Origin of the sequence: uncultured Fibrobacter sp. (assembly GCF_947305105.1) — a bacterium.
Classification (GTDB): domain Bacteria; phylum Fibrobacterota; class Fibrobacteria; order Fibrobacterales; family Fibrobacteraceae; genus Fibrobacter.
On sequence record NZ_CAMZCS010000022.1, the window covers coordinates 25,565 to 44,265 of the forward strand.

At 48.6% G+C, this 18,701-nt stretch carries 15 protein-coding genes and 1 pseudogene; 13 read left to right on the forward strand and 3 right to left on the reverse strand.

Annotated features, from left to right (window positions below):
• Positions 1–12: 12 nt before the first annotated feature.
• Together Q0Y46_RS10380 and Q0Y46_RS10385 are read left to right on the forward strand one after the other, a co-directional pair.
• Positions 13–1,824, forward strand: a complete 1,812-nt coding sequence (locus Q0Y46_RS10380; RefSeq protein ID WP_297947200.1) for a hypothetical protein — start codon at positions 13–15, stop codon at positions 1,822–1,824.
• An 11-nt stretch (positions 1,825–1,835) separates the two neighbouring features.
• Positions 1,836–2,552: a BspA family leucine-rich repeat surface protein gene (locus Q0Y46_RS10385; RefSeq protein ID WP_297947202.1), complete on the forward strand. Its 717-nt coding sequence runs from the start codon at positions 1,836–1,838 to the stop codon at positions 2,550–2,552.
• 65 nt (positions 2,553–2,617) lie between these two features.
• On the opposite strand, the gene Q0Y46_RS10390 is transcribed toward Q0Y46_RS10385, so the two are convergent.
• A complete protein-coding gene (locus Q0Y46_RS10390) occupies positions 2,618–3,742 on the reverse strand; it encodes a family 16 glycosylhydrolase (protein ID WP_366522521.1) in 1,125 nt (374 codons plus the stop codon).
• Positions 3,743–3,951: 209 nt separating this feature from the next.
• Between Q0Y46_RS10390 and Q0Y46_RS10395 the strand changes: the two genes are divergently transcribed.
• The 11 genes and pseudogenes from Q0Y46_RS10395 to Q0Y46_RS10445 all read left to right on the forward strand — a co-directional run bounded on the left by Q0Y46_RS10395 (position 3,952) and on the right by Q0Y46_RS10445 (position 15,398).
• Positions 3,952–5,367, forward strand: a complete 1,416-nt coding sequence (locus Q0Y46_RS10395; RefSeq protein WP_295678113.1) for an FISUMP domain-containing protein — start codon at positions 3,952–3,954, stop codon at positions 5,365–5,367.
• Positions 5,368–5,445: 78 nt separating this feature from the next.
• A complete protein-coding gene (locus Q0Y46_RS10400; protein WP_297947205.1) occupies positions 5,446–7,134 on the forward strand; it encodes a glycoside hydrolase family 9 protein in 1,689 nt (562 codons plus the stop codon).
• Between the two features lie 53 nt (positions 7,135–7,187).
• Positions 7,188–7,709 (forward strand): nitroreductase family protein, encoded by a 522-nt coding sequence (locus Q0Y46_RS10405; protein ID WP_297947207.1) that lies wholly within the window; start codon positions 7,188–7,190, stop codon positions 7,707–7,709.
• A gap of 886 nt (positions 7,710–8,595) precedes the next feature.
• Positions 8,596–9,567 (forward strand): DNA (cytosine-5-)-methyltransferase, encoded by a 972-nt coding sequence (gene dcm / locus Q0Y46_RS10410; RefSeq protein ID WP_295678118.1) that lies wholly within the window; start codon positions 8,596–8,598, stop codon positions 9,565–9,567.
• A gap of 1 nt (position 9,568) precedes the next feature.
• Positions 9,569–10,738, forward strand: coding sequence for a type II restriction endonuclease (locus Q0Y46_RS10415; RefSeq protein WP_297947210.1), 1,170 nt, complete (start codon positions 9,569–9,571; stop codon positions 10,736–10,738).
• Between the two features lie 325 nt (positions 10,739–11,063).
• Positions 11,064–11,282 carry a hypothetical protein gene (locus tag Q0Y46_RS10420; protein ID WP_295678121.1) on the forward strand — a complete coding sequence of 73 codons (219 nt, stop codon included), beginning with the start codon at positions 11,064–11,066 and terminating at the stop codon, positions 11,280–11,282.
• 115 nt (positions 11,283–11,397) lie between these two features.
• Positions 11,398–11,679, forward strand: coding sequence for a GIY-YIG nuclease family protein (locus tag Q0Y46_RS10425; protein ID WP_366522522.1), 282 nt, complete (start codon positions 11,398–11,400; stop codon positions 11,677–11,679).
• Positions 11,680–11,744: 65 nt separating this feature from the next.
• Positions 11,745–11,876, forward strand: a pseudogene (locus Q0Y46_RS10430) (GNAT family N-acetyltransferase); the annotation flags it as partial.
• Positions 11,877–11,975: 99 nt separating this feature from the next.
• Positions 11,976–13,418, forward strand: coding sequence for an adenylosuccinate lyase (purB, locus tag Q0Y46_RS10435; RefSeq protein ID WP_297947216.1), 1,443 nt, complete (start codon positions 11,976–11,978; stop codon positions 13,416–13,418).
• Positions 13,419–13,572: 154 nt separating this feature from the next.
• A complete protein-coding gene (locus tag Q0Y46_RS10440) occupies positions 13,573–14,253 on the forward strand; it encodes a hypothetical protein (protein WP_297947218.1) in 681 nt (226 codons plus the stop codon).
• Complete coding sequence (locus Q0Y46_RS10445) at positions 14,253–15,398, forward strand: radical SAM protein (RefSeq protein ID WP_297947220.1); 1,146 nt, start codon at positions 14,253–14,255, stop codon at positions 15,396–15,398. The genes Q0Y46_RS10440 and Q0Y46_RS10445 overlap by 1 nt, the downstream gene beginning before the upstream one ends.
• Before the next feature lie 204 nt (positions 15,399–15,602).
• On the opposite strand, the gene Q0Y46_RS10450 is transcribed toward Q0Y46_RS10445, so the two are convergent.
• The gene (locus Q0Y46_RS10450) at positions 15,603–16,859 is read right to left on the reverse strand and encodes a glutamate-cysteine ligase family protein (protein WP_297947222.1); all 1,257 of its coding nucleotides are present in this window, start codon (positions 16,857–16,859) and stop codon (positions 15,603–15,605) included.
• Positions 16,860–16,934: 75 nt separating this feature from the next.
• Positions 16,935–18,425 (reverse strand): RimK family protein, encoded by a 1,491-nt coding sequence (locus Q0Y46_RS10455; RefSeq protein ID WP_297947224.1) that lies wholly within the window; start codon positions 18,423–18,425, stop codon positions 16,935–16,937.
• Positions 18,426–18,701 lie beyond the last annotated feature (276 nt).

The window sequence follows — 18,701 nt, forward strand, 5'->3', positions numbered from 1 at the left end:
AGGAATTATATAATGGCAAATAACAATATCTTTGATGGTTGTCCGGATCCCTTTAGTGTTGCTGAACTGATCAAGGGCGAACGAATCAATTGGTCTGAAAAAAAAGACGAGTATGATACTATCGCAGAATGCTTAGGCATAACTAAAAAGGGGTTTATGCAAAATGCTTCAACCCTTTTGAATCCGCAAATCTCAACAAATGCAAAAGGCAATTTTGTTGTTATTTCAGAAGAAGATGCCGAGATAAGGCTTGATTCGCTACTGAAAAAGTTTGCGAGGCCGCAATCTAAAAAAAGTACAAAAATATCAAATCTTGAACAACGTCGCAAGGATGTTGTCAAATTCCTATTGCATAAGCAAGTCTCGGATGAAGCCAAAAAGAAGGTTCTCTATGATGACGATCTTTCTAGCCCTACAAGTGAAGATGATTTTTATTTGCCTGTAGGCTTAAAATGGAGAGATAAAGGGTATTTTTTCAATGAAACCGTTCATTGGCGTGATGTTTGCCAAAATGGCATTGGGGACTGTTATTTTCTATCCGCTTTGTGCTCTATAGCTTTTGTCAATCCGTTTTTGATTAAGAATGTAACTGCGCTTAGGGGAAAATGGGGTAAAAAAACTGGAAGAATAGCAAAATATGCCCCTTGGCATGCAATTGATTTTTATGTCCCCAATAGTAGCCAATACGAATCTTCTCAAGCTTGGAGCGACAAGAAAAAAACGGTACAGACAATTGTTGTGTCTGAAGATGTACTTGTAGATAAAGACGGTCTTAATTATGGTGCGAGTGGCCCTAAAGAGAAGTCGTATCGTATAAATGGGGGAAAGCTTCCAAGTAAAAAATCGAGCAAAGATCCGTGCTGGCCTGCGGTTTATGAAAAAGCTTACGCAAAATTTCTAGAAAAATGTACTTCTGATTATCCCTATATGCTGTCTAGGAATGCAGCGAATAATTGTGGTGTACGAGTTCCTCTTATAAATGGAGGGAAAGCTGCTGCGGCAATGAAGGAATTGCTACATACAGAAAAGGTGACTGTCAAGGATTTGTCTTCTTTGGATTGTGATGCAATCTATGAAATTGCTGAAAAAGCACATTTTCGACCATCTTGTGCGGCTATTCATCGTAAAACAAAAGTGATTAATGGGGAGAAAATCAGTTGTGGAAAAGATGGAACTGAAGAAGACTATTTGAATATAGGTCTTCATATTGGTCATTCGTATTCGCTTTTATTTGCAATCACAAAAAACTCGAAAAAGTATGTAGTGCTTCGTAATCCACATGGTCGCAATCCTAAGCAGCTAAAGAAGAATCCAAAGGTTTATCATAAATCGTGGTTCATAAGAAGCGGTTTTAATCTGATGAATTCATATAGTGGGTGGATGGATGTTTTTATGGAGCTTGAGGGCAGTAACGATCCCTACAACTCAGATGGATTGTTCCTGCTAGAAGTTGACGAGTTTAAGCGCCTATTTCATGATGTGACATTTTACTCCGGTCCAGATTTGAGTTATGGATCTACAAATCTTGTGCCTGAAGATCCTGTTTTAAAAGTAAAGTTTAAAAACGATTATGTAAAACCTGTGAAAGTAAGAATTCAAAGTCAGGACCCCAAAACGGGGAATATTTCTACAAAGACAATCACTTGGGCTTTGGGCTATAAAGAAAGCATTATGATAGATTTGTCTGAAAAAGGTATCAAGGATCGTTCTAAAGTGAGAATTGTTGTTCTTGTGAATAATGAAACGAATTATTCTAGGTATTTCTATTACCATTCTAAAGCGTCCAGGACAATCAATTTTAATTACTGTCCTGAGACTCGTTAAAGGAATTGTTTATGTCTATTCTAAGTAAAAAAATCGTTGCTCTTAATCGAGAACATCTTGAACAACTTATTGAAGAATGTATTAAAAAAGAGGGTTTAAATTGCGACCTTAATTCCATTGATGTCTCTAAAGTGACCGATATGAGCGGCTTGTTCTATTGCTCTTCTTTCAATGGTGATATCAGTAAATGGAAAGTGAAAAATGTTACTGACATGAGCGAGATGTTCTGCGGTTCTGAATTTAATGGCGATATCAGCAAGTGGAAGGTGTCAAATGTTACTAATATGAACTGCATGTTCTTTAAATCGCAATTCAACGGCGATATCAGCAAATGGGATGTGTCGAATGTAACTGATATGAACGGCATGTTCTGTAGGTCTAAATTTAATGGTAACATAAGCAAGTGGAAAGTTTCGAAAGTCACCGATATGAGTGGCATGTTCCTTAATTCGCAATTCAACGGCAATATTAGCAAATGGGATGTATCGAACGTGACTGATATGAATTGCATGTTTCAATTTGCCGATTTTAATGGCGATATTAGCAAGTGGAATGTGTCAAAAGTAGACAATATGGTTTTGATGTTTTATCATTCCAAATTTAATGGCGATATTAGTAAATGGAATGTGTCTAAAGAGGCCGATATAAGCAGGATGTTCTTTTTTTCGGCTCTAGAAGATTCTGACAAAATACCTGATTGGTACAAAACTCGGCTATGGACATTGTAAAAAAACCTGTGTGGCACGTGTCCACACAGGCTGGTTGTTTGGGGGTGGGATTCTTTATGTGTATGTTATTTGGAGAAAACCTTGATGTGTTGGCTGTTGTCCTTCTTCACCGGGACACCCTTGGCATTGAAGTAGCGCAGGTCGATGTTGTAGGCTTCGTGGGTGCGCGGAGCCTTGGGTATGGCCTGCTGTATGCTGCTGGATGATGCCGGATTTGGCGGGTTGTCCTGCTGCTGTGCGCTGCTAGAGGATGCCGGAGTCGGCGGGTTCTGTTGCTGTGCGCTGCTGGACGATGCCGGAGATGGCGGGTTATCCTGCTGTGCGCTGCTGGACGATGCCGGAGTCGGCGGGTTCTGCTGGCTCTTCAGGTCTCCTTCGGGATCGGTGGGCATCTGGCCGTTGAAGCCTTCCTGGCCCTTCTTAGTGAGGGCGATGATGACCATGCCGTCCTTGGTAAAGATGTTGCTCGGGCTGATATCGACTCGGTTGCCGTCAAATGTCCAGTCGCCTTTCAGCCAACGGGTACTGTTGAATGTATCGAAGTCGTCGCTCCAGTCCAGGGTAAAGTCGCTGCCGTTTTCACCTGCGCCCGGGGTGTACTTGTAGACCTTGACCCAGTTGATGAACTGGTAAACTGGCAGGATATTGTCGTTCCAGGCACCGACCCAGCCGGCGTCTTCGTGGGACCAGAGGTTGAAGCGGAGGCCTTGTTCCTTCTTGCCAAGGTCTTCCACTTGGTTGTTGTCTCCCTGTCCCTTGACTGTCTTGCGGATGACCTTGCCGTCGAGAATCCAGGCCACATAATCCGGAGTCCATTCCATGCCGTAAGTATGGAAGGATTCGTTGGATGCGGGGTTGATGGCGTGGTGGTCTTCGCTAGTCACCTTGCGGTCCGGCTGTCCGTTTCCGGGGCCGAAGCCTGTAATGATGTTGGACTGGAAACTGTTGGGGTTCTTGCCCAGAATTTCGATATCCACTTCGACCCAGGGCTCGTTTCCGCCCAGGTAGGAATCGTTGTGGTAGAGGAACATGGAACTGACGGTTCCCGAACCGGCTGCCATTTTCATGCGCGCTTCGAACTTGCCGTACATCCAGGTTTCGCTGGTATAAAGTTCTGCACCTGAATAGTCTTTTGCGCTCACAGCAGTTACCGCCAATAGTCCAAATATTAAAGTCTTTTTCAATGTCATATAGCCCCCTGCAAACCCATACACACCCTAATTTTACTTTCTGGGAGGGGGCAAAACAAGACTTTCAACTGAAATAGGGGTAAATTCTGTATCAACTGTATCGTTTTTTGTCCAAAATGACGGCATTTTTGGATTAAGTTGTTCCTTTGTCTAATTTATTTTGAAGTATAAGCTATATTTCCAAAAAACTAGTTTGTCAAAGGAGAACTATGAAAAAATTAGTGCGTTCTTTCGGTTTGTCTGCTGCGGCTATGGCGTTTTTCGCTTGCAGTGGCGATGATGTTACAAAGGTTTACGAAACCACCACACCGACTGTCGGTATGGATCTTGTCGCTGCCGGCGATGAAAGGCCTGATTGCGATGACGACCACGATGGGAAGCTCATTTACGTGGCTGATTCCAGCATGGCTTTTTTCTGCTCCAACAAGGAATGGTTGCCGTTTGGTGGCGAAACCATGAGGGGCCCGACAGGCGAACCTGGTGAAAAAGGCGAAACCGGTGAAAAGGGCGACAAGGGTGAAAAGGGTGCCAAGGGCAGCAAGGGTGATAAGGGTGATGCCGGTGACGGTTGTACCTTGAGCGAAATCGAAGGCGGTGTCGTGGTCACTTGTGGTTCCGATGTCGATACTCTTTATAATGGCAAGGCCGGAGTCGGACAGAAGGGCGAACAGGGCGATGCTTGTTCCTTGAAGTCGTTGGATGGTGTCGGTGTTGAAATCACTTGCGGATCCGACGTGGACACCCTTTACGACGGAAAGGCTGGTTCGTCGACGGTTTCTGTTGAGGGCGGATGTACGCTCGTTAGCGATGAAAATGGTGTCGTGACGTTCGCTTGCGAAGGTGGCGATGTTGTATTGAGCAAGGCTCTTTGTGGTTCTGCCGCATACGATCCGGCCGAAAGCTTCTGCCTCCTGGGCAAGGTGACCGCGTTGAGCGCAACTTGCGCTGGTGAAACAATTGACCAGCGTAAGCAGTTCTGCGACCCGCGCGAGGGTGGGCATGCGTATGACTACGTTGTTCTCGAATTTGGTGGCGTGACTCAGGTCTGGATGGCTCAGAATTTGAGCTATGGCACCGATTTGGAAGGTGAATCTATTTGCAGCAACGGCACAGAAACTTGCGATGAGGCCGGACGCCTTTATGACTGGTGGTCTGCTGCCAATGTTGCAACATCGGAATCGAATACCAAGCAGAAGATGAACCAATCCTATTACCAGGGTATTTGTCCCGATGGCTGGCATATGCCGAACGAAACGGAACTTTATAATTTGCTCAACTATAATGGCAAGAATGCAAATGGCATGAGCTCTATGACTATGGGCAAGGCTCTCAAGTCCACGACTGGATGGGCAGAAGTGTCTACTGATGTGGATGGCAACGGAGAAGATTTGCTGGGCCTGAATATTGTGCCGTCTGGAAGTTTCTCTCCTGTTGAAGGTGATGCAGAAATCAGTGTTATTCAAGGTGAAGAATTGGCTGTTTTCTGGATTGCTTCCGAAGAGAAGGATAATAACGCATACACGAAGGCTTATACACTTGTGTTTGCAAACTATGCGGACAATACGATGTATAATCCGTCTCCGAAGGGCATCGGCGCTTCTGTCCGTTGCTTGATGGACCTCTAATTTTTCGAGATGCGAATTTGTGGCCGCCTGCGGGCGGCCTTTTTTTATGAGTTGTTTGAAAAATTCTATCCTTGTCACATGGATTTTAAAGGCCTGACCGCATACCTCCGTTACAATCATGTCGGCTACGCATGCCGCGCTCCCAAGCATTTTTTTGTCGCCATTAACGAGGGCGAACCGCTGGAAATTGCTGCGGGCAACCATGCACTTGCCGAGGGATATTTCACCTTTTCGGCCGAGGATATCGACGTTGTCTCGGGGCCCAAGTTCCAGATCGTTTCAGAAGCGGGCGAGGTCGCCTTGGAAGGGAATCTCGCGTATCGCGGCCCCTGCGAGTACAGTGGGGAAGTCTTGCTTGTCGGCGATTTCTCTGCGTTGACAGCGCCGGGCCGATACAAGATTTGCTGCGGAACGGAATCGCATTTTTTTGAAATCTCGGACCGCTGGTTGCTGTCCCAGTTGGACGCGAACATCAAGTCTTTCTATTTCCAGCGCAGCGGCGTGGAACTGAAACCGGATACGGCGGGTAAGTGGGCGCGCCCCTTGGCGCATCTCGATTGCCAGATTGGTTTCCACCCTTCCATGAACCGCGAAGGGACGTGGAATGCGCATGGTGGCTGGTACGATGCCGGCGACTATGGCAAGTATATCGTGAATGGTGGCGTGAGCGTCGCGACGTTGATGCTTGCCTTGGAACTCGGTTCGGCTAAAGTTGCGCCCTCGCTTTCGGCTTTGCGCGACGAAATCCGTTTTGAACTGGAATTCTTTTTGCGCATGCAAGACAACGATGGCGGCGTGTTTTTCAAGGTCTCTCCGGAACACTGGGACACCTTTGTAACGCCTACTGTTTCGGACCACAGCCAAAAGCGCGTTGTGCTGGGCAAGTCTACGACTTCGACGCTTAACTTTGCGGCGGCTTTGGCGCAGGCGCATCGAGTGTTTGCCAAGACCGATCCCGATTTTGCGAAGGTTTGCCTTTCGGCTGCGGTCAAGGCTTATCGTTGGGCCGAGGAAAATTTCGATGTGGGGTTCCCTCCGTACACCGAAGGGAGTGGCCCGTACGGCGATGCACGGTATAGCGACGAGTTTTTCTGGGCCCGTGCGATGCTGTTCCGCGAGATGGGCGACATGCCTCTTGAGGATTGCATCCAGGTCCACGACCAACTTTACCAAGACATGGCCGACATGCCGGCGCGGCCGGATATCAACTGGCACGACACCGAGAACCTGGCCTACATTGCGCTTGCCTTGCAAGACAGCGATTTGGAACTCCGCGATAGAGCTCGCGAGGCTTTGGAGCACGAGGCCGACAAGATTGTTGCCTTGGCTACAGAAGATGCTTATGGCGTTGCATTGCGTTATTTCCCGTGGGGGAGTAACGGCGTGCTCGCTAACTACGCGCTGACATTGCTCGTGGTGAAGTCGTGGAAAGACAAGCCGGAATATCTCAACGCCGCTTTTGCACAAGTCGACTTCATCTATGGCCGCAATCCGGTGAACGTGAGCTTTGTGACCGGTTCGGCCTGGAGTTCGCCGATGTTCCCGCACCACCGTCTTTCGGGTGCGGACGGAATCGTTGACCCGATTCCGGGTCTTGTTGTCGGCGGCATCAACGCCGACCGCCAAGACAAACATCGCGAACCGCATTATCCTAGCGCTTTGCCGGGATTCGGTTATACGGACGAACAAGTTTCGTTTGCGAGTAACGAAGTTGCCATCAACTGGAGCGCCCCGCTTACGACCGTGCTTGCGTTGCTTTGCGTCTAGTACAAAGTTTTGCCGAGCCAAAAATTATATTGGGAGAAAACAAAGGAGCCTATATGTCGTTCATGGATCTTGCCAAAAACCGTTACAGCTGCCGTGCCTTTACCGACAAGGCGGTAGAACCCGAAAAACTCGCCCAGGTGCTCGAAGCGGGCCGACTTTCCCCGACGGCGGTGAATGCGCAGCCCGTGATTGTGAAGGTCATCAAGTCGCCCGAGGCTTTGGAAAAGATTCGCGCCATTACCCGCATGGCTTACAATGCTCCCGTGGTTTTGATGGTCTGCTACGATGAACCCAACTGCTACACCGCCGAAAAGTACGACGACAAGTTCAATAGCGGCGTGATGGATGCAAGCATTGTCACCACGTCGATGATGATGCAGGCGACTGATCTTGGGCTTGCGACCCTCTGGGCTCGCGGCTTCAACGCGGCAAGCATCGAAAGCGCTTTTGAATTCCCGGATAACTTGAAACTCGCTTGCCTCCTGGATGTCGGCTATGCCGACCCCGAAAAAGGAGGCCCCTCGCCGCGCCACCCCGTGCGCAAGAGCATGGAAGAATTCGCGAGCGAAATTTAAATAGTTCTTTGATAAGAATCAATTTGCCTTCTTCAAGCGTGTAGATAGGCCTGCTGTTGTGTTCGGCATGGTACGAGCTTCTTCTTTCACCTCAACAAATGTCGGTTCCAAGGTTTTGGTACAGGCTTTCTAGAGGTGGTTGTCATCTTTTGCCATTCCAATAATCTATATTTCAAGGTGAAAATAGGGTTTTCTCTTGTTCTCTACTTGAAACTTCGACAATTTCATACACAGAGGATAAGACGAACGCTCACGTCTGCGACCGGCAAGTGCCAGCCGCATCGTTTTGCTACATGGTCTATTGTTTAATAGCAGTTTGCCTGTACGCAAGCGGCCTTTGGACGCCTTTGGCGTCAGCTGTTGCGGTTTATGCATATCAGAATGTGAAACATTCTGCTGCGTATAAACCTAGCAAGCTTTTGGGGCGTGAGTTGTTTGCGTTTATTTGTGTAGGGCAGTCGAAGGCCTCAGGTAGGTAAATGCATTCAACTCCACGCCTTTTTTGTTTCCGAAAAAGACTGGATAAGTGCAGAACAAGGGTAAACTCGCTGAGTTTTGCTCTTGTCCTCTACTTGAAACTTCGACAATTTCATACACAAGGAATAAGACAATAACTCGCCTTCGCCTGTGGGTTGCATGGGCGTAGTGTACCCTGGGCGTATTGTACGCTTAGGGTGGTGTGCCTTTGTAAGGTCCCTGAGCATGTTGAAGGGCCGAACAATTGCACATGTTGCGAGCTATTGTATTCTTTTGAAAATGTCGCGCTTTTAGGCGAGGAGTGAGTCGGCTCCCCGCCGTTTCTTTTTGCCCGCACCCCGGCCAAGCGAACCGGCCAGAACCGCTCCCGCGAGAGTGAACTCGTTCACTTTCTGAATGGAGCGACACGATGACAATAAGTTCCAAGAGCGGCAAGTTCACTTTTATTGACTTGTTTGCAGGAATTGGTGGAATGCGAATAGCATTTGAATCCGCAGGTGGAAAGTGCGTTTACACAAACGAATGGAATAAGTTTAGCCAAAAAACATACTTTGACAATTTCGGTGATATGCCAGATGGAGATATTACTAAGGTTGACGCACAAACAATTCCAGATCATGATGTACTGGTGGCTGGCTTTCCGTGTCAGCCTTTTTCTATTGCCGGAGTTTCCAAGAAAAATAGTTTAGGAAGGGCAACAGGTTTTGAAGACAAAACGCAGGGAACATTGTTCTTTGATGTTTGCCGTATTATCAAGGCGAAACGTCCGAAAGCGTTTATGCTTGAAAATGTCAAGAATCTTTGCAGTCACGATAAAGGCAATACGTTCAAGGTGATTCAAGAATCATTAGATGAACTAGATTACGAAATTTTTTATAAGGTCTTGGATGGTCAGAATTTTGTTCCACAACATCGCGAACGTATTCTCATTGTCGGTTTTGATAGGCAGAGGTTCGATACCCCAATAGATTTTAAGTTTGAAATAACTCCGGTAGAGCCGAAACCAACTATAAAAGATATTCTTGAGAAAAAACCTGATTCGAAATACACCCTTTCTGACAAGTTATGGTGCTATTTACAAGCGTATGCAGCAAAACATAAGGCTGCAGGAAACGGCTTCGGCTATGGAATTGCTCCGCTAAATGGTGTGTCGCGTACCTTAAGTGCAAGATACTATAAAGATGGCTCGGAAATTCTCATTGCACAACGAAATAAAAATCCGAGAAGACTGACTCCACGCGAATGTGCAAGATTGCAGGGCTTTCCGGACTCTTTCAAAATAACCGTTTCTGATGGGCAGGCATATAAGCAATTTGGAAATTCGGTTGTCGTTCCGTTGATGGCGAATGTTGCGAGATTAATTGCAGAGAGGTTGAAATAAAATGCAAAATAATGCCCCCGACGCTATTAAGGTGGCTACATTGGGACAGAAAACATTTTGCAAGTTCTTATCTGCGAATGATACTGATCCCATGCAAAGCCATCAAGCGGGAATCTATATTCCGCACAACAGTTCATCGATTTTATTCAATTCTCCTGGAGTAAAAGGAGATAATAAAGATAGATTCGTTTCTGTCTATTGGCATTTTGATGAAGATTTCGTTTCAGATGAAGTTAGGTTCATTTATTATGGGCGAAGCACAAAAAACGAATACAGAATTACGCATACACCTTTTTTCAAACCGGAATATACGGGTGCCTTATTTGTGTTTACCCAATGCGACGAAGACAATTATCAAGCATTTATTTTAAATACAGATGACGAAATAAATCAATTCTTGGATGCGTTTGGCCTTTCTCCTCATGAAACAAATTGCTTGATTGATGGTTGTAAGCCAACAAGTAATAATGATTTGATAAAGGCTTTTATTCAAGATATAGATGATAAAGGGATTGATTTCCCCGATTCAAAAAGAATGTCTGCCGCAGCAAGAGATATTTGTGATAGGACAATTTCTTCTCAATCACTGATACTAACAAATCCAGATAAGAAAATATTGGACTGGACTGATATGGAATACAATATTTTCAAAGCAGTAGAGTATTCTCGCTATGGAAATGTTGTTTCAAAGGGCTTCCTTTCAGTTGATGATTTTGTTGACATGGCAAACCAAGTCCTAAATCGGAGAAAAAGTCGTGCAGGAAAAAGTCTAGAACATCATCTCGCAGCAATATTTGACGGAAACCATTTGCCTTTTGAAGAACAGGTAGTGACCGAAGGAAATAAAAGACCTGATTTCATATTTCCATCTAAAAAAGCATATCATGATTTGGCATATCCTACAAACAAACTGATTTCGCTTGCAGCAAAAACAACATGTAAAGATCGCTGGCGTCAGGTCATCAATGAAGCAGATCGACTGAAAGACGATTATAAATATCTGTGCACATTGCAACAAGGTATTTCTGTTGCTCAATTAAATGAAATGCAAGCAGAGAAGGTGAGGCTGATTGTCCCTAAACCATATATCAAGACTTATCCTGAAGAACGTCGCAATGATATTTGGCCGTTAGATAAGTTTATCGCATATGTGCGGGAATTGTTTGCTTGAGTTTTTTTGAAAAGTGAAGTGCGGCGTGTTTCTTTGCTTAATGGAAAAATGCATCTTTTTTTCACGCAGGAGCGTATAAATCAACTTATACGCCCCTCAATCAAAAAATAGGCAAAGAACCGCTTTTCGGTTATGTTTCGCCAGCCATTTTACTGCTCATTGCTCATAGCTCACTGCTCACGGCTATTTCTCGTGCCTCGTGCCTCGAACCCCGAGCCTCTATTGCATTCCCAATAACCTTTTGGTATATTTACACCATGTAACCGAACGGTTGCCGCCTGGCGTTATGCCAGCATTCTTTTATGGACATAACAAAAGAGGAAAAATGGCTCGCGAAATTCGAGAGACCCCGATTTTGTACGGCGAGGATGCTCGCCGGTTTCTAGCCCGTATGGAAGAGCGGCACCCGGAACCTCCGGAAGTTCGTGCCCAGCGCCTGCGGGATTACGAATTCATGAAAAAGGCTTACAAGCTGGGGATGGCCGAGAAGCGTGCCCGCGAAGCAGCCAACGGAGGTATCGACCCGTGCTTCGACAATGTGTAGATAGTTCCAATTACAGTTTTATTCGGCTGGAACCGAGTAATGCGATAAAAAATTTCAGGTCTATTTGTCATTGCGAGGGGTGGAACACCCCGAAGCAATCTCTGTCATGCATGTTATGAAACCGGCGGTATATATACTTTTCAATAAACCGCGCGGTGTTCTCTATACAGGTGTTACCAATGACTTGCCTAAAAGAATGGTTGAACATAAGCAAAGGCTTCATGGATTTACGGCCAAGTACAATGTGACGAAATTAGGACATTGCGAGTATTTTCAAGATATAAGGGATGCCATATTGCGTGAAAAGCAGATAAAGGCAGGCAATCGGAAAAAGAAAATAGAGCTAATTGAGTCGCAAAATCCCGAATGGAAGGATTTGTTTGAGAATGAATTTTGAATTTAGATTGGGATTGCTTCGCCTCTACGAGGCTCGCAATGACAATCCGGGAGCACGCCAACTTCCGTTTCCTTACTGTCGATGCCTACTTGAATGCAGTCCCGTTCTACGAGAAGAATGGTTTCCGCTTCATGAACGCCGTGGATAACGACCCGCATACGCGCCTCATGTACTACGACCTGATGAATCTTGTGTAGCGGTTGGTGGTTAATAGGCCCGAGCCTTGAGCGTGGAACCCCGAGCTCCGTGCCTTTTTTCTACATTTGCTCCTGTAAAACTTAAAAAAGGACAAAAATATGCGCGATCAGTTCGAAAGCCCGCTTATCAAGCGTTACGCCAGCAAGGAAATGAGTTTCATCTTCAGCCCGCAGTACAAGTTCCAGACTTGGCGCAAGCTGTGGATTTACCTCGCCGAATCCGAAATGGAACTCGGCCTCCCGATTACGCAGGAGCAGGTGGACGAACTGAAGGCCCACGAAAAGGACATCAACTTCGAAGTCGCCGAAGAAGAAGAAAAACGCCGCCGTCACGACGTGATGAGCCATGTTTACGCTTACGGCGTGCAGTGCCCGAAGGCCAAGGGCATCATCCATCTCGGTGCAACGTCTGCATTCGTGGGTGACAACACTGACCTTATCCAGATGCAGCAGGCGATGATTCTCGTGCGCAAGCGCCTTTGCCGCGTGATGGACAAGCTTTCCAAGTTTGCGATGGAATACAAGGACATGGCCCAGCTCGGTGCAACGCATTTCCAGGCCGCCCAGCTCACGACCGTGGGTAAGCGCGCTTGCCTCTGGCTCCAGGACATGCTCATCGACCTCGAAGAACTCAACTTCCTCATCGAAGTGCTTCCGTTCCGCGGAGTGAAGGGCACGACCGGTACGCAGGCCAGCTTCATGGATCTGTTCAACGGCGACGAAGAAAAGATTATGGAACTCGACCGCCGCGTGACTGCCAAGGCTGGCTTCAAGCGCGTGCTCACCATCACCGGTCAAACCTACACCCGTAAGTGGGACAACCGCGTGAACCAGGTGCTCAGCTCCATCGCTCAGAGCTTGCACAAGTTCGCTACCGACATGCGCCTCATGCAGGGCGTCAAGGAAGTGGAAGAACCGTTTGAAAAGACCCAGATCGGTTCCTCTGCCATGGCTTACAAGCGTAACCCGATGCGCAGCGAACGTATTTGCTCCCTCGCTCGTTTCGTGATGGCCCAGGTCAACAGCACCGCCTTCACTCAGGCGACGCAGTGGTTCGAACGTACGCTTGACGACAGTGCGAACAAGCGCTTGGCAATTCCTGAAGCATTCCTCGCTATGGATGCTATGCTCATTATCGCAGAAAACGTGACCAACGGCCTCGTCGTTTATCCGAAGGTCATCGAAAAGCGCATCATGGCGGAACTCCCGTTCATGGCTACCGAAAACATCATCATGGAAGGCGTGAAGAATGGCGGCGACCGTCAGGAACTCCACGAAGAAATCCGCGTGATGTCCATGGAAGCGGGCAAGGTCGTGAAGGAACAGGGCAAGGACAACGACTTGCTCGAACGCGTCTTGAAGAACGAAAAGTTCCAGAAGCTCGGCATCACCGAAGAAAAGCTCAAGGAAATCCTTGACCTCCGCAAGTTCGTGGGCCGCGCTCCTGGTCAGGTTGTGAAGTTTGTTTCTGAGGAAGTGCGTCCCGCTATCGAGGCTGTTCCGGATTGGAGCAATATCGACGCCGGTGAATTGAAAGTGTAATTTGACGTACAACTTAGTACGCCTTGCTATATGATACAAAAGCCCTTTTTTAGGGCTTTTTTCGTGCATTGAATCACTCGGTATCGTTTTCTTTAAGCCCTTTTGACCCGCTTTGCGCAGATATACTTATATTGAGCGTATAAGGAGAATGATTATGGACATCCGGAAAAGCAAGGTCGAAAAGAATCGCGAATGGTCGGCCAATACACAAAAGGTGTTGGCTTCGTTTTTGGGGGTATCAGCGATTTCGATGTTTGCTGCGTGTGATTTGGCGACCTCTGGCGATGTTACTGCTCCAGATTCATCGGATAGCACTTATGTGCCATCTGGTGATGTCGCCGATCCGGATGAAATAAGGCTGTCTTCTTCATCTCCATCTCCGGAGTCTTCATCTTCGTCTCCATCTTCGGTGTCTTCTTCTCAGCCCCGTTCTTCGTCGAGCCTCGGACCTGTCGGCGTTTCGTCAAGCAGTTTCTATCCGCCCTTGGCGGGGATTGTGATGCCTGAATCGTCGTCTAGCAGTTATCCCGTGGATACGCTTGAAATTACCTCCGGCGAAATCGTTCCACCGATGGAATCATCTTCGTCTTCATTGCCGTATTACGCCAACTCTTCCAGTGGTATCCTGGTGGAACTCTCTTCTAGCAGTTTCGTAACTCCTCCGCAATCTTCCAGCAGCGAAGAACCAGGGCCTTTGGCCGGTATCCCGGAATTGTCCTCCAGTAGCAGCGAGCCCGAACCTTTGCCTGGCGACCCGATTGAACCACCGGAGCCGCTGAGTGGCGACGTTGCTGATCCGGATCCTGTAATTCGCATTGACGACCCGAAAGACTGATGAATCTCGTTCTTTCCCTCACGGAGCGGTGTAACCTGCGCTGCACCTACTGCTATTACAAGGTGAGCCACGAGGCCCGTTCTTTGGTGATGTCCAATGAAATTATGGAGGCCGCCATCAGGCTCGCTTTTGAACGGACGTTGTTTCTTGGGCAGCGTTTTTTGAACATCACGTTTTTTGGCGGAGAACCGCTTCTTTGCATGGATTCTGTCCGTAGGGGAGTGGAGTTCGCCAAGAGTCTTGTCGCCGGGCGTTTCGGGGATGAATTCGTTGTGGGCGTGGGTGCCGCTGAAAAATCCTCGCCTAAGTTTCGCCTGCGTTTTGCGGTGAACACGAACGGTACATTGTTAGACGATTCCATCATTGAATATCTGAAACGCGAAAATTTCCGCATATACCTTTCGCTTGATGGCCCTGAAGCACATCATAATATTTGCCGCAAGCAGGTGGGCGGGGCGGGCTCCTTCAAGCTTATTGAACCGCACATTCCCGCATTGCGCAAACTCGACACGGTCGTGCTTTCGGTGGTGACCCGCGAGAATATGCGTTCGCTTTCGGATGCGGTGCGCTGGATACAGGCTCAGGGTTTAAGGAACATGACCGCCGCCGTGGATTTTGACGGCAAGTGGACAGGGGAGGAATTCGACGTTCTTGCGGCTGAATATGTGAAAATGGCCGGATTCTGGATGGAACTCAAACGCAAAAAAGTGCCATTTTACCTGGGGACGATTCAGGATAAGCTGAAATTCCGCCTGACGGGGCAACGTCACCGTACATCGAGTTGCCATGTGGCCGAAGGCATTGTCGCCTGTGCTGCGAATGGTAACCTTTTCCCCTGTACGCGGTTTATCTCCAGCAAAAAAGATGCTCCCTATATCATGGGCAACGTTTACGACGATCCGGCGAAAATTTTTGGCGGGGCCGTCGCCCAAGACGTCCGCGATTTCTTTGACCGCGACAAGGAAGACTGCAAGGGTTGCGCCCTGCGGTTCCGTTGCCATGCACACGAATGTGCCTGTACTTCGTTCTACTCCACGGGCAATATTCACGAGGTTTCCCCCGAGGTTTGCACACACGAACGTATGCTCGCCGCGATATGCGACGATGCCGTGTCAGAACTTACAGATGTTTCAGGAAATAATTAATTTCCACCCAATCCAATCCGATTCAATTTTATGGCTTGAACGGCGGGATGTAATCATCATCGTCTTTTTTATTTTCTGTCTTTGCCATAAGACACTCCTTTTTCACATACACAACAGAAATATAGATTCTTTGGTATGCCTTGGGGCGTGATTTACAGCGTCGTGTGATTTTGTTCACACGTTGTCGAAATGGAGCTAAAATGGCTAATTTAGGCCATAAAGGCGATTGTGGGCGAGGCAAACAGCGAGTTTCCCGTATTCTCGGACGAAATCTTCACGGGAAGGTGTGTCGCCGAGCGCTCTATAGAGCGCGCTCGAAAGCGTGCCGCGGGCAAGCATCTGTTCCATGATGTTGCGGGAGACTTCGGTGAGGTCGCCTTTCACTGCATCGAAGACATGCTTCCAGAGCTCACCGGCGGTGCATGAGCCTTCCATGCCGAACACGGCCAGAAATTCGGACCAGTCAATGACGGTGTCTTCGGCGTCGCGGGAAGTTTGCGTCAACATTTCCGAGAGTCTTGCCGTATCAAAGTCACGCAAGAATTCCCGGTATTCCTTCATGGTGTGCGGCGCTTTTCCGTTTGCGAGTTTGCCGCTCGCGATGGCCTTGAGCGTCGCGATTTCAAGTTCCACGATGGCGATGTCTGCGTTCGGGCATTCCTGAATGTCCACAAGCCGGATTTCGATGGCACCGCGGTCAAAACGCGCGATGGCGCCCCGGCTGTTCAAGAAGAAATGGTTCAGCAGGTGCTCGGGGTCGTAGGGCGCAATGGCCTTCTTGACCTTGTCGAAAATCTGCGTATTGTACTCGTCGTAGGTGTACGCCTTTTCGGGAATTACGAGGCCTGCAATTTCGGGAACCTTGTCCTGGTTATGGCGGTAAACCTCGATTCGTGCGTCCTTGAAGCCCGTGTATTTGCTGTCGAGGTAGGGACTGCTCGCCGCGATGGCGGGGATGAGCGGCAACAATAGGCGGATGGCCGCATGGAGCTCGCCGAATTCGTCGTCGCCATCAAAAGAGAGATTTAGGTGCGTGCTCTGCAGGTTCGCCCAGCCGTGGCCCTTGCAGTTGAAGATGCGGTCGTACGTTTGGTAGATGTCGAGGCAATCGTACGGCCAGAGCTGCATTTCGGCCGGGTCCATGAAGGGGTGCGCGGCGCTGGGCAGCAGCATGGCGCCAATTTTCTCGAGTTTCTTGTTCGCGCGGCGAATCTCGTGGAAGAACCGCTTGCCGAGCCCGTCGAAGGTGGACTTGGGGTGCGCGCACTTGAATTCGAGCACGTGGCTCACGAGTTCGTTCGAAAGGCCGATATCGTCGTATTCCACGTCGGAAAGCTGGTTGCCGTCCTTGTCCTTGCCGAGCGGGATGTCGGCGCGGGGCAGCACCTGCAGCGTTTCGCGGTCCACGATCATGAATTCCATTTCGACGCCGAAGCGTTCCCAAATCTTGTAGTTAGTCATAATAGTAGGAAGTAGACAGTAGGAAGTGGTTAGTGATTAGTGGTTGGTGGTTAGGGCGTAGTGGCGTTCTCTCGTCTAATCCTCATGCTGATGTATCTTGTGTTGTGCGGCGTGCATGCGTTCCTCGATACGGCGACGCAGGCTCCTCATGATGGTAAGGTAGATTTTTTTCTTGCCGACCAAATCCTCGATACCGTGGTCGATACTCGGGTTGTCGTTCACCTCGATCACGACCGGGTGTCCGTGGATTTCCTTGAGGTCTACGCCGTAGAGCCCGTTACCGATAAGGCTTGCTACGCGGAGCGCCGTCTTCACGATGCCATGGGGCACGCTCTCGATGGGCAGGCAGTCCCACTTGCCGCAGGTGCCCTGCTTGTTTTTGCTGTCCCAGTTGTAGATTTGCCAATGGTTCTTGGCCATGTAGTACTTGCAGGCGTAAAGCGGCTTGCCGTCGAGGATTCCGATTCGCCAGTCAAAATCGGTGGGGGTAAATTCCTGCGCGATGAGCAAATCGCTGTGCTCGAACATCGTGTCAAGAATTTCTTCGAGTTCTTCCTTGTTGTTCGCTTTCTTGACGCCGAGGCTGAAACTCGAATCGGGCGTCTTGATGACCATGGGGAAGCCGAGCTCCTTTGCGAGCGTGTGGCGGTTCTCGCTATGCACGATAATCGTCTTGGGCGCGGGAATCTTGCCTACGGTCATGAGTTCTTGCAAATAAACTTTATTTGAACAACGCAAAATGCTGTCGGGGTCGTCGATGACGGCGATGCCTTCGCTCTGGGCGCGGCGCGCGAACGCGTAAGTGTGGTGGTTCACGTTCGTCGTCTCGCGGATGAATATGGCGTCGAATTCGCCTACGCGGTGGTAGTCCTTCTTGGTGATGAGCTCCACGCGGAATCCCGTATCTTGCGCAGCCTCGATGAAGTTATGGATGGCCTGCTTGTTGCTCGGCGGTTCCACTTCGTCGGGGTTCACGAGGATGCCGAGGTCGTACACGTAGTCTTCGCTCTTGGCGGAGGTGTAGCGCGTCTTCTCGAAGTACTCGATAGCGAACTGGTCCACCATCTCCTTGTGCGTCTCGGGAATTTCGTCGACGCTGATGGGGCGGATGCTCTGGATGAACCATTTTTGCTTGAACACGAACTTGGCGCGGAGCAGCGGGGCCTGGAAAATGCGGTAGAGTTCCTGCGAGAGCTCCAGGTATTGGGCGCTCACGTTCTGGCCGAAGTAGATGGAGAGCACGAATTCGGTGCCGGTCAGTTTGTGCAGGCTCTTCTGGATGAGTTCGTCGATGTCGTCGCTGATGATTTTCACGACGGCTGGGGCCTTGAAGTCGCGGATGTTCTTGACGTTTGGGATGACCTTGTGGCCGCGCGCTTCGGCAAGCAGGCTCACGTAGTAGCCCTTGCTCTGGTAGCTGTAGTCGCGGCACAGGTTAAAAACGCGCACGCTCCTTTGCGTGGTGAACTCCGGATTGGTGAGGTAGTCTTTCGCCGATACGATTTCGGCTTCGGGAATGTGGAATTTCCAGTGTTTTGGATTGTTTACGACAATTATTTTTTTCATGATGGTGCGCGTGTGGCGTGCCCGAGTGGGGTTGCGTCGCGCGTGCTATAACCTCTTTGGTTTATGCACGATAAAATTACGAAATAAAATCCCCCGTGGCTATATGAAACTGTGTTTTTTTAGCAATACCCAAAGACAAGAGTATTTCATTACTCCTTCACGATATCGTGTAGCAAGCGGGAAATTCATTCAGTCATTGAGAATGGATGTTGTCGTTGTGAGAATAGGAACTCCAAAAACGCCTTTTTTCTATCTTTTTCCCTGTTCAAATATACA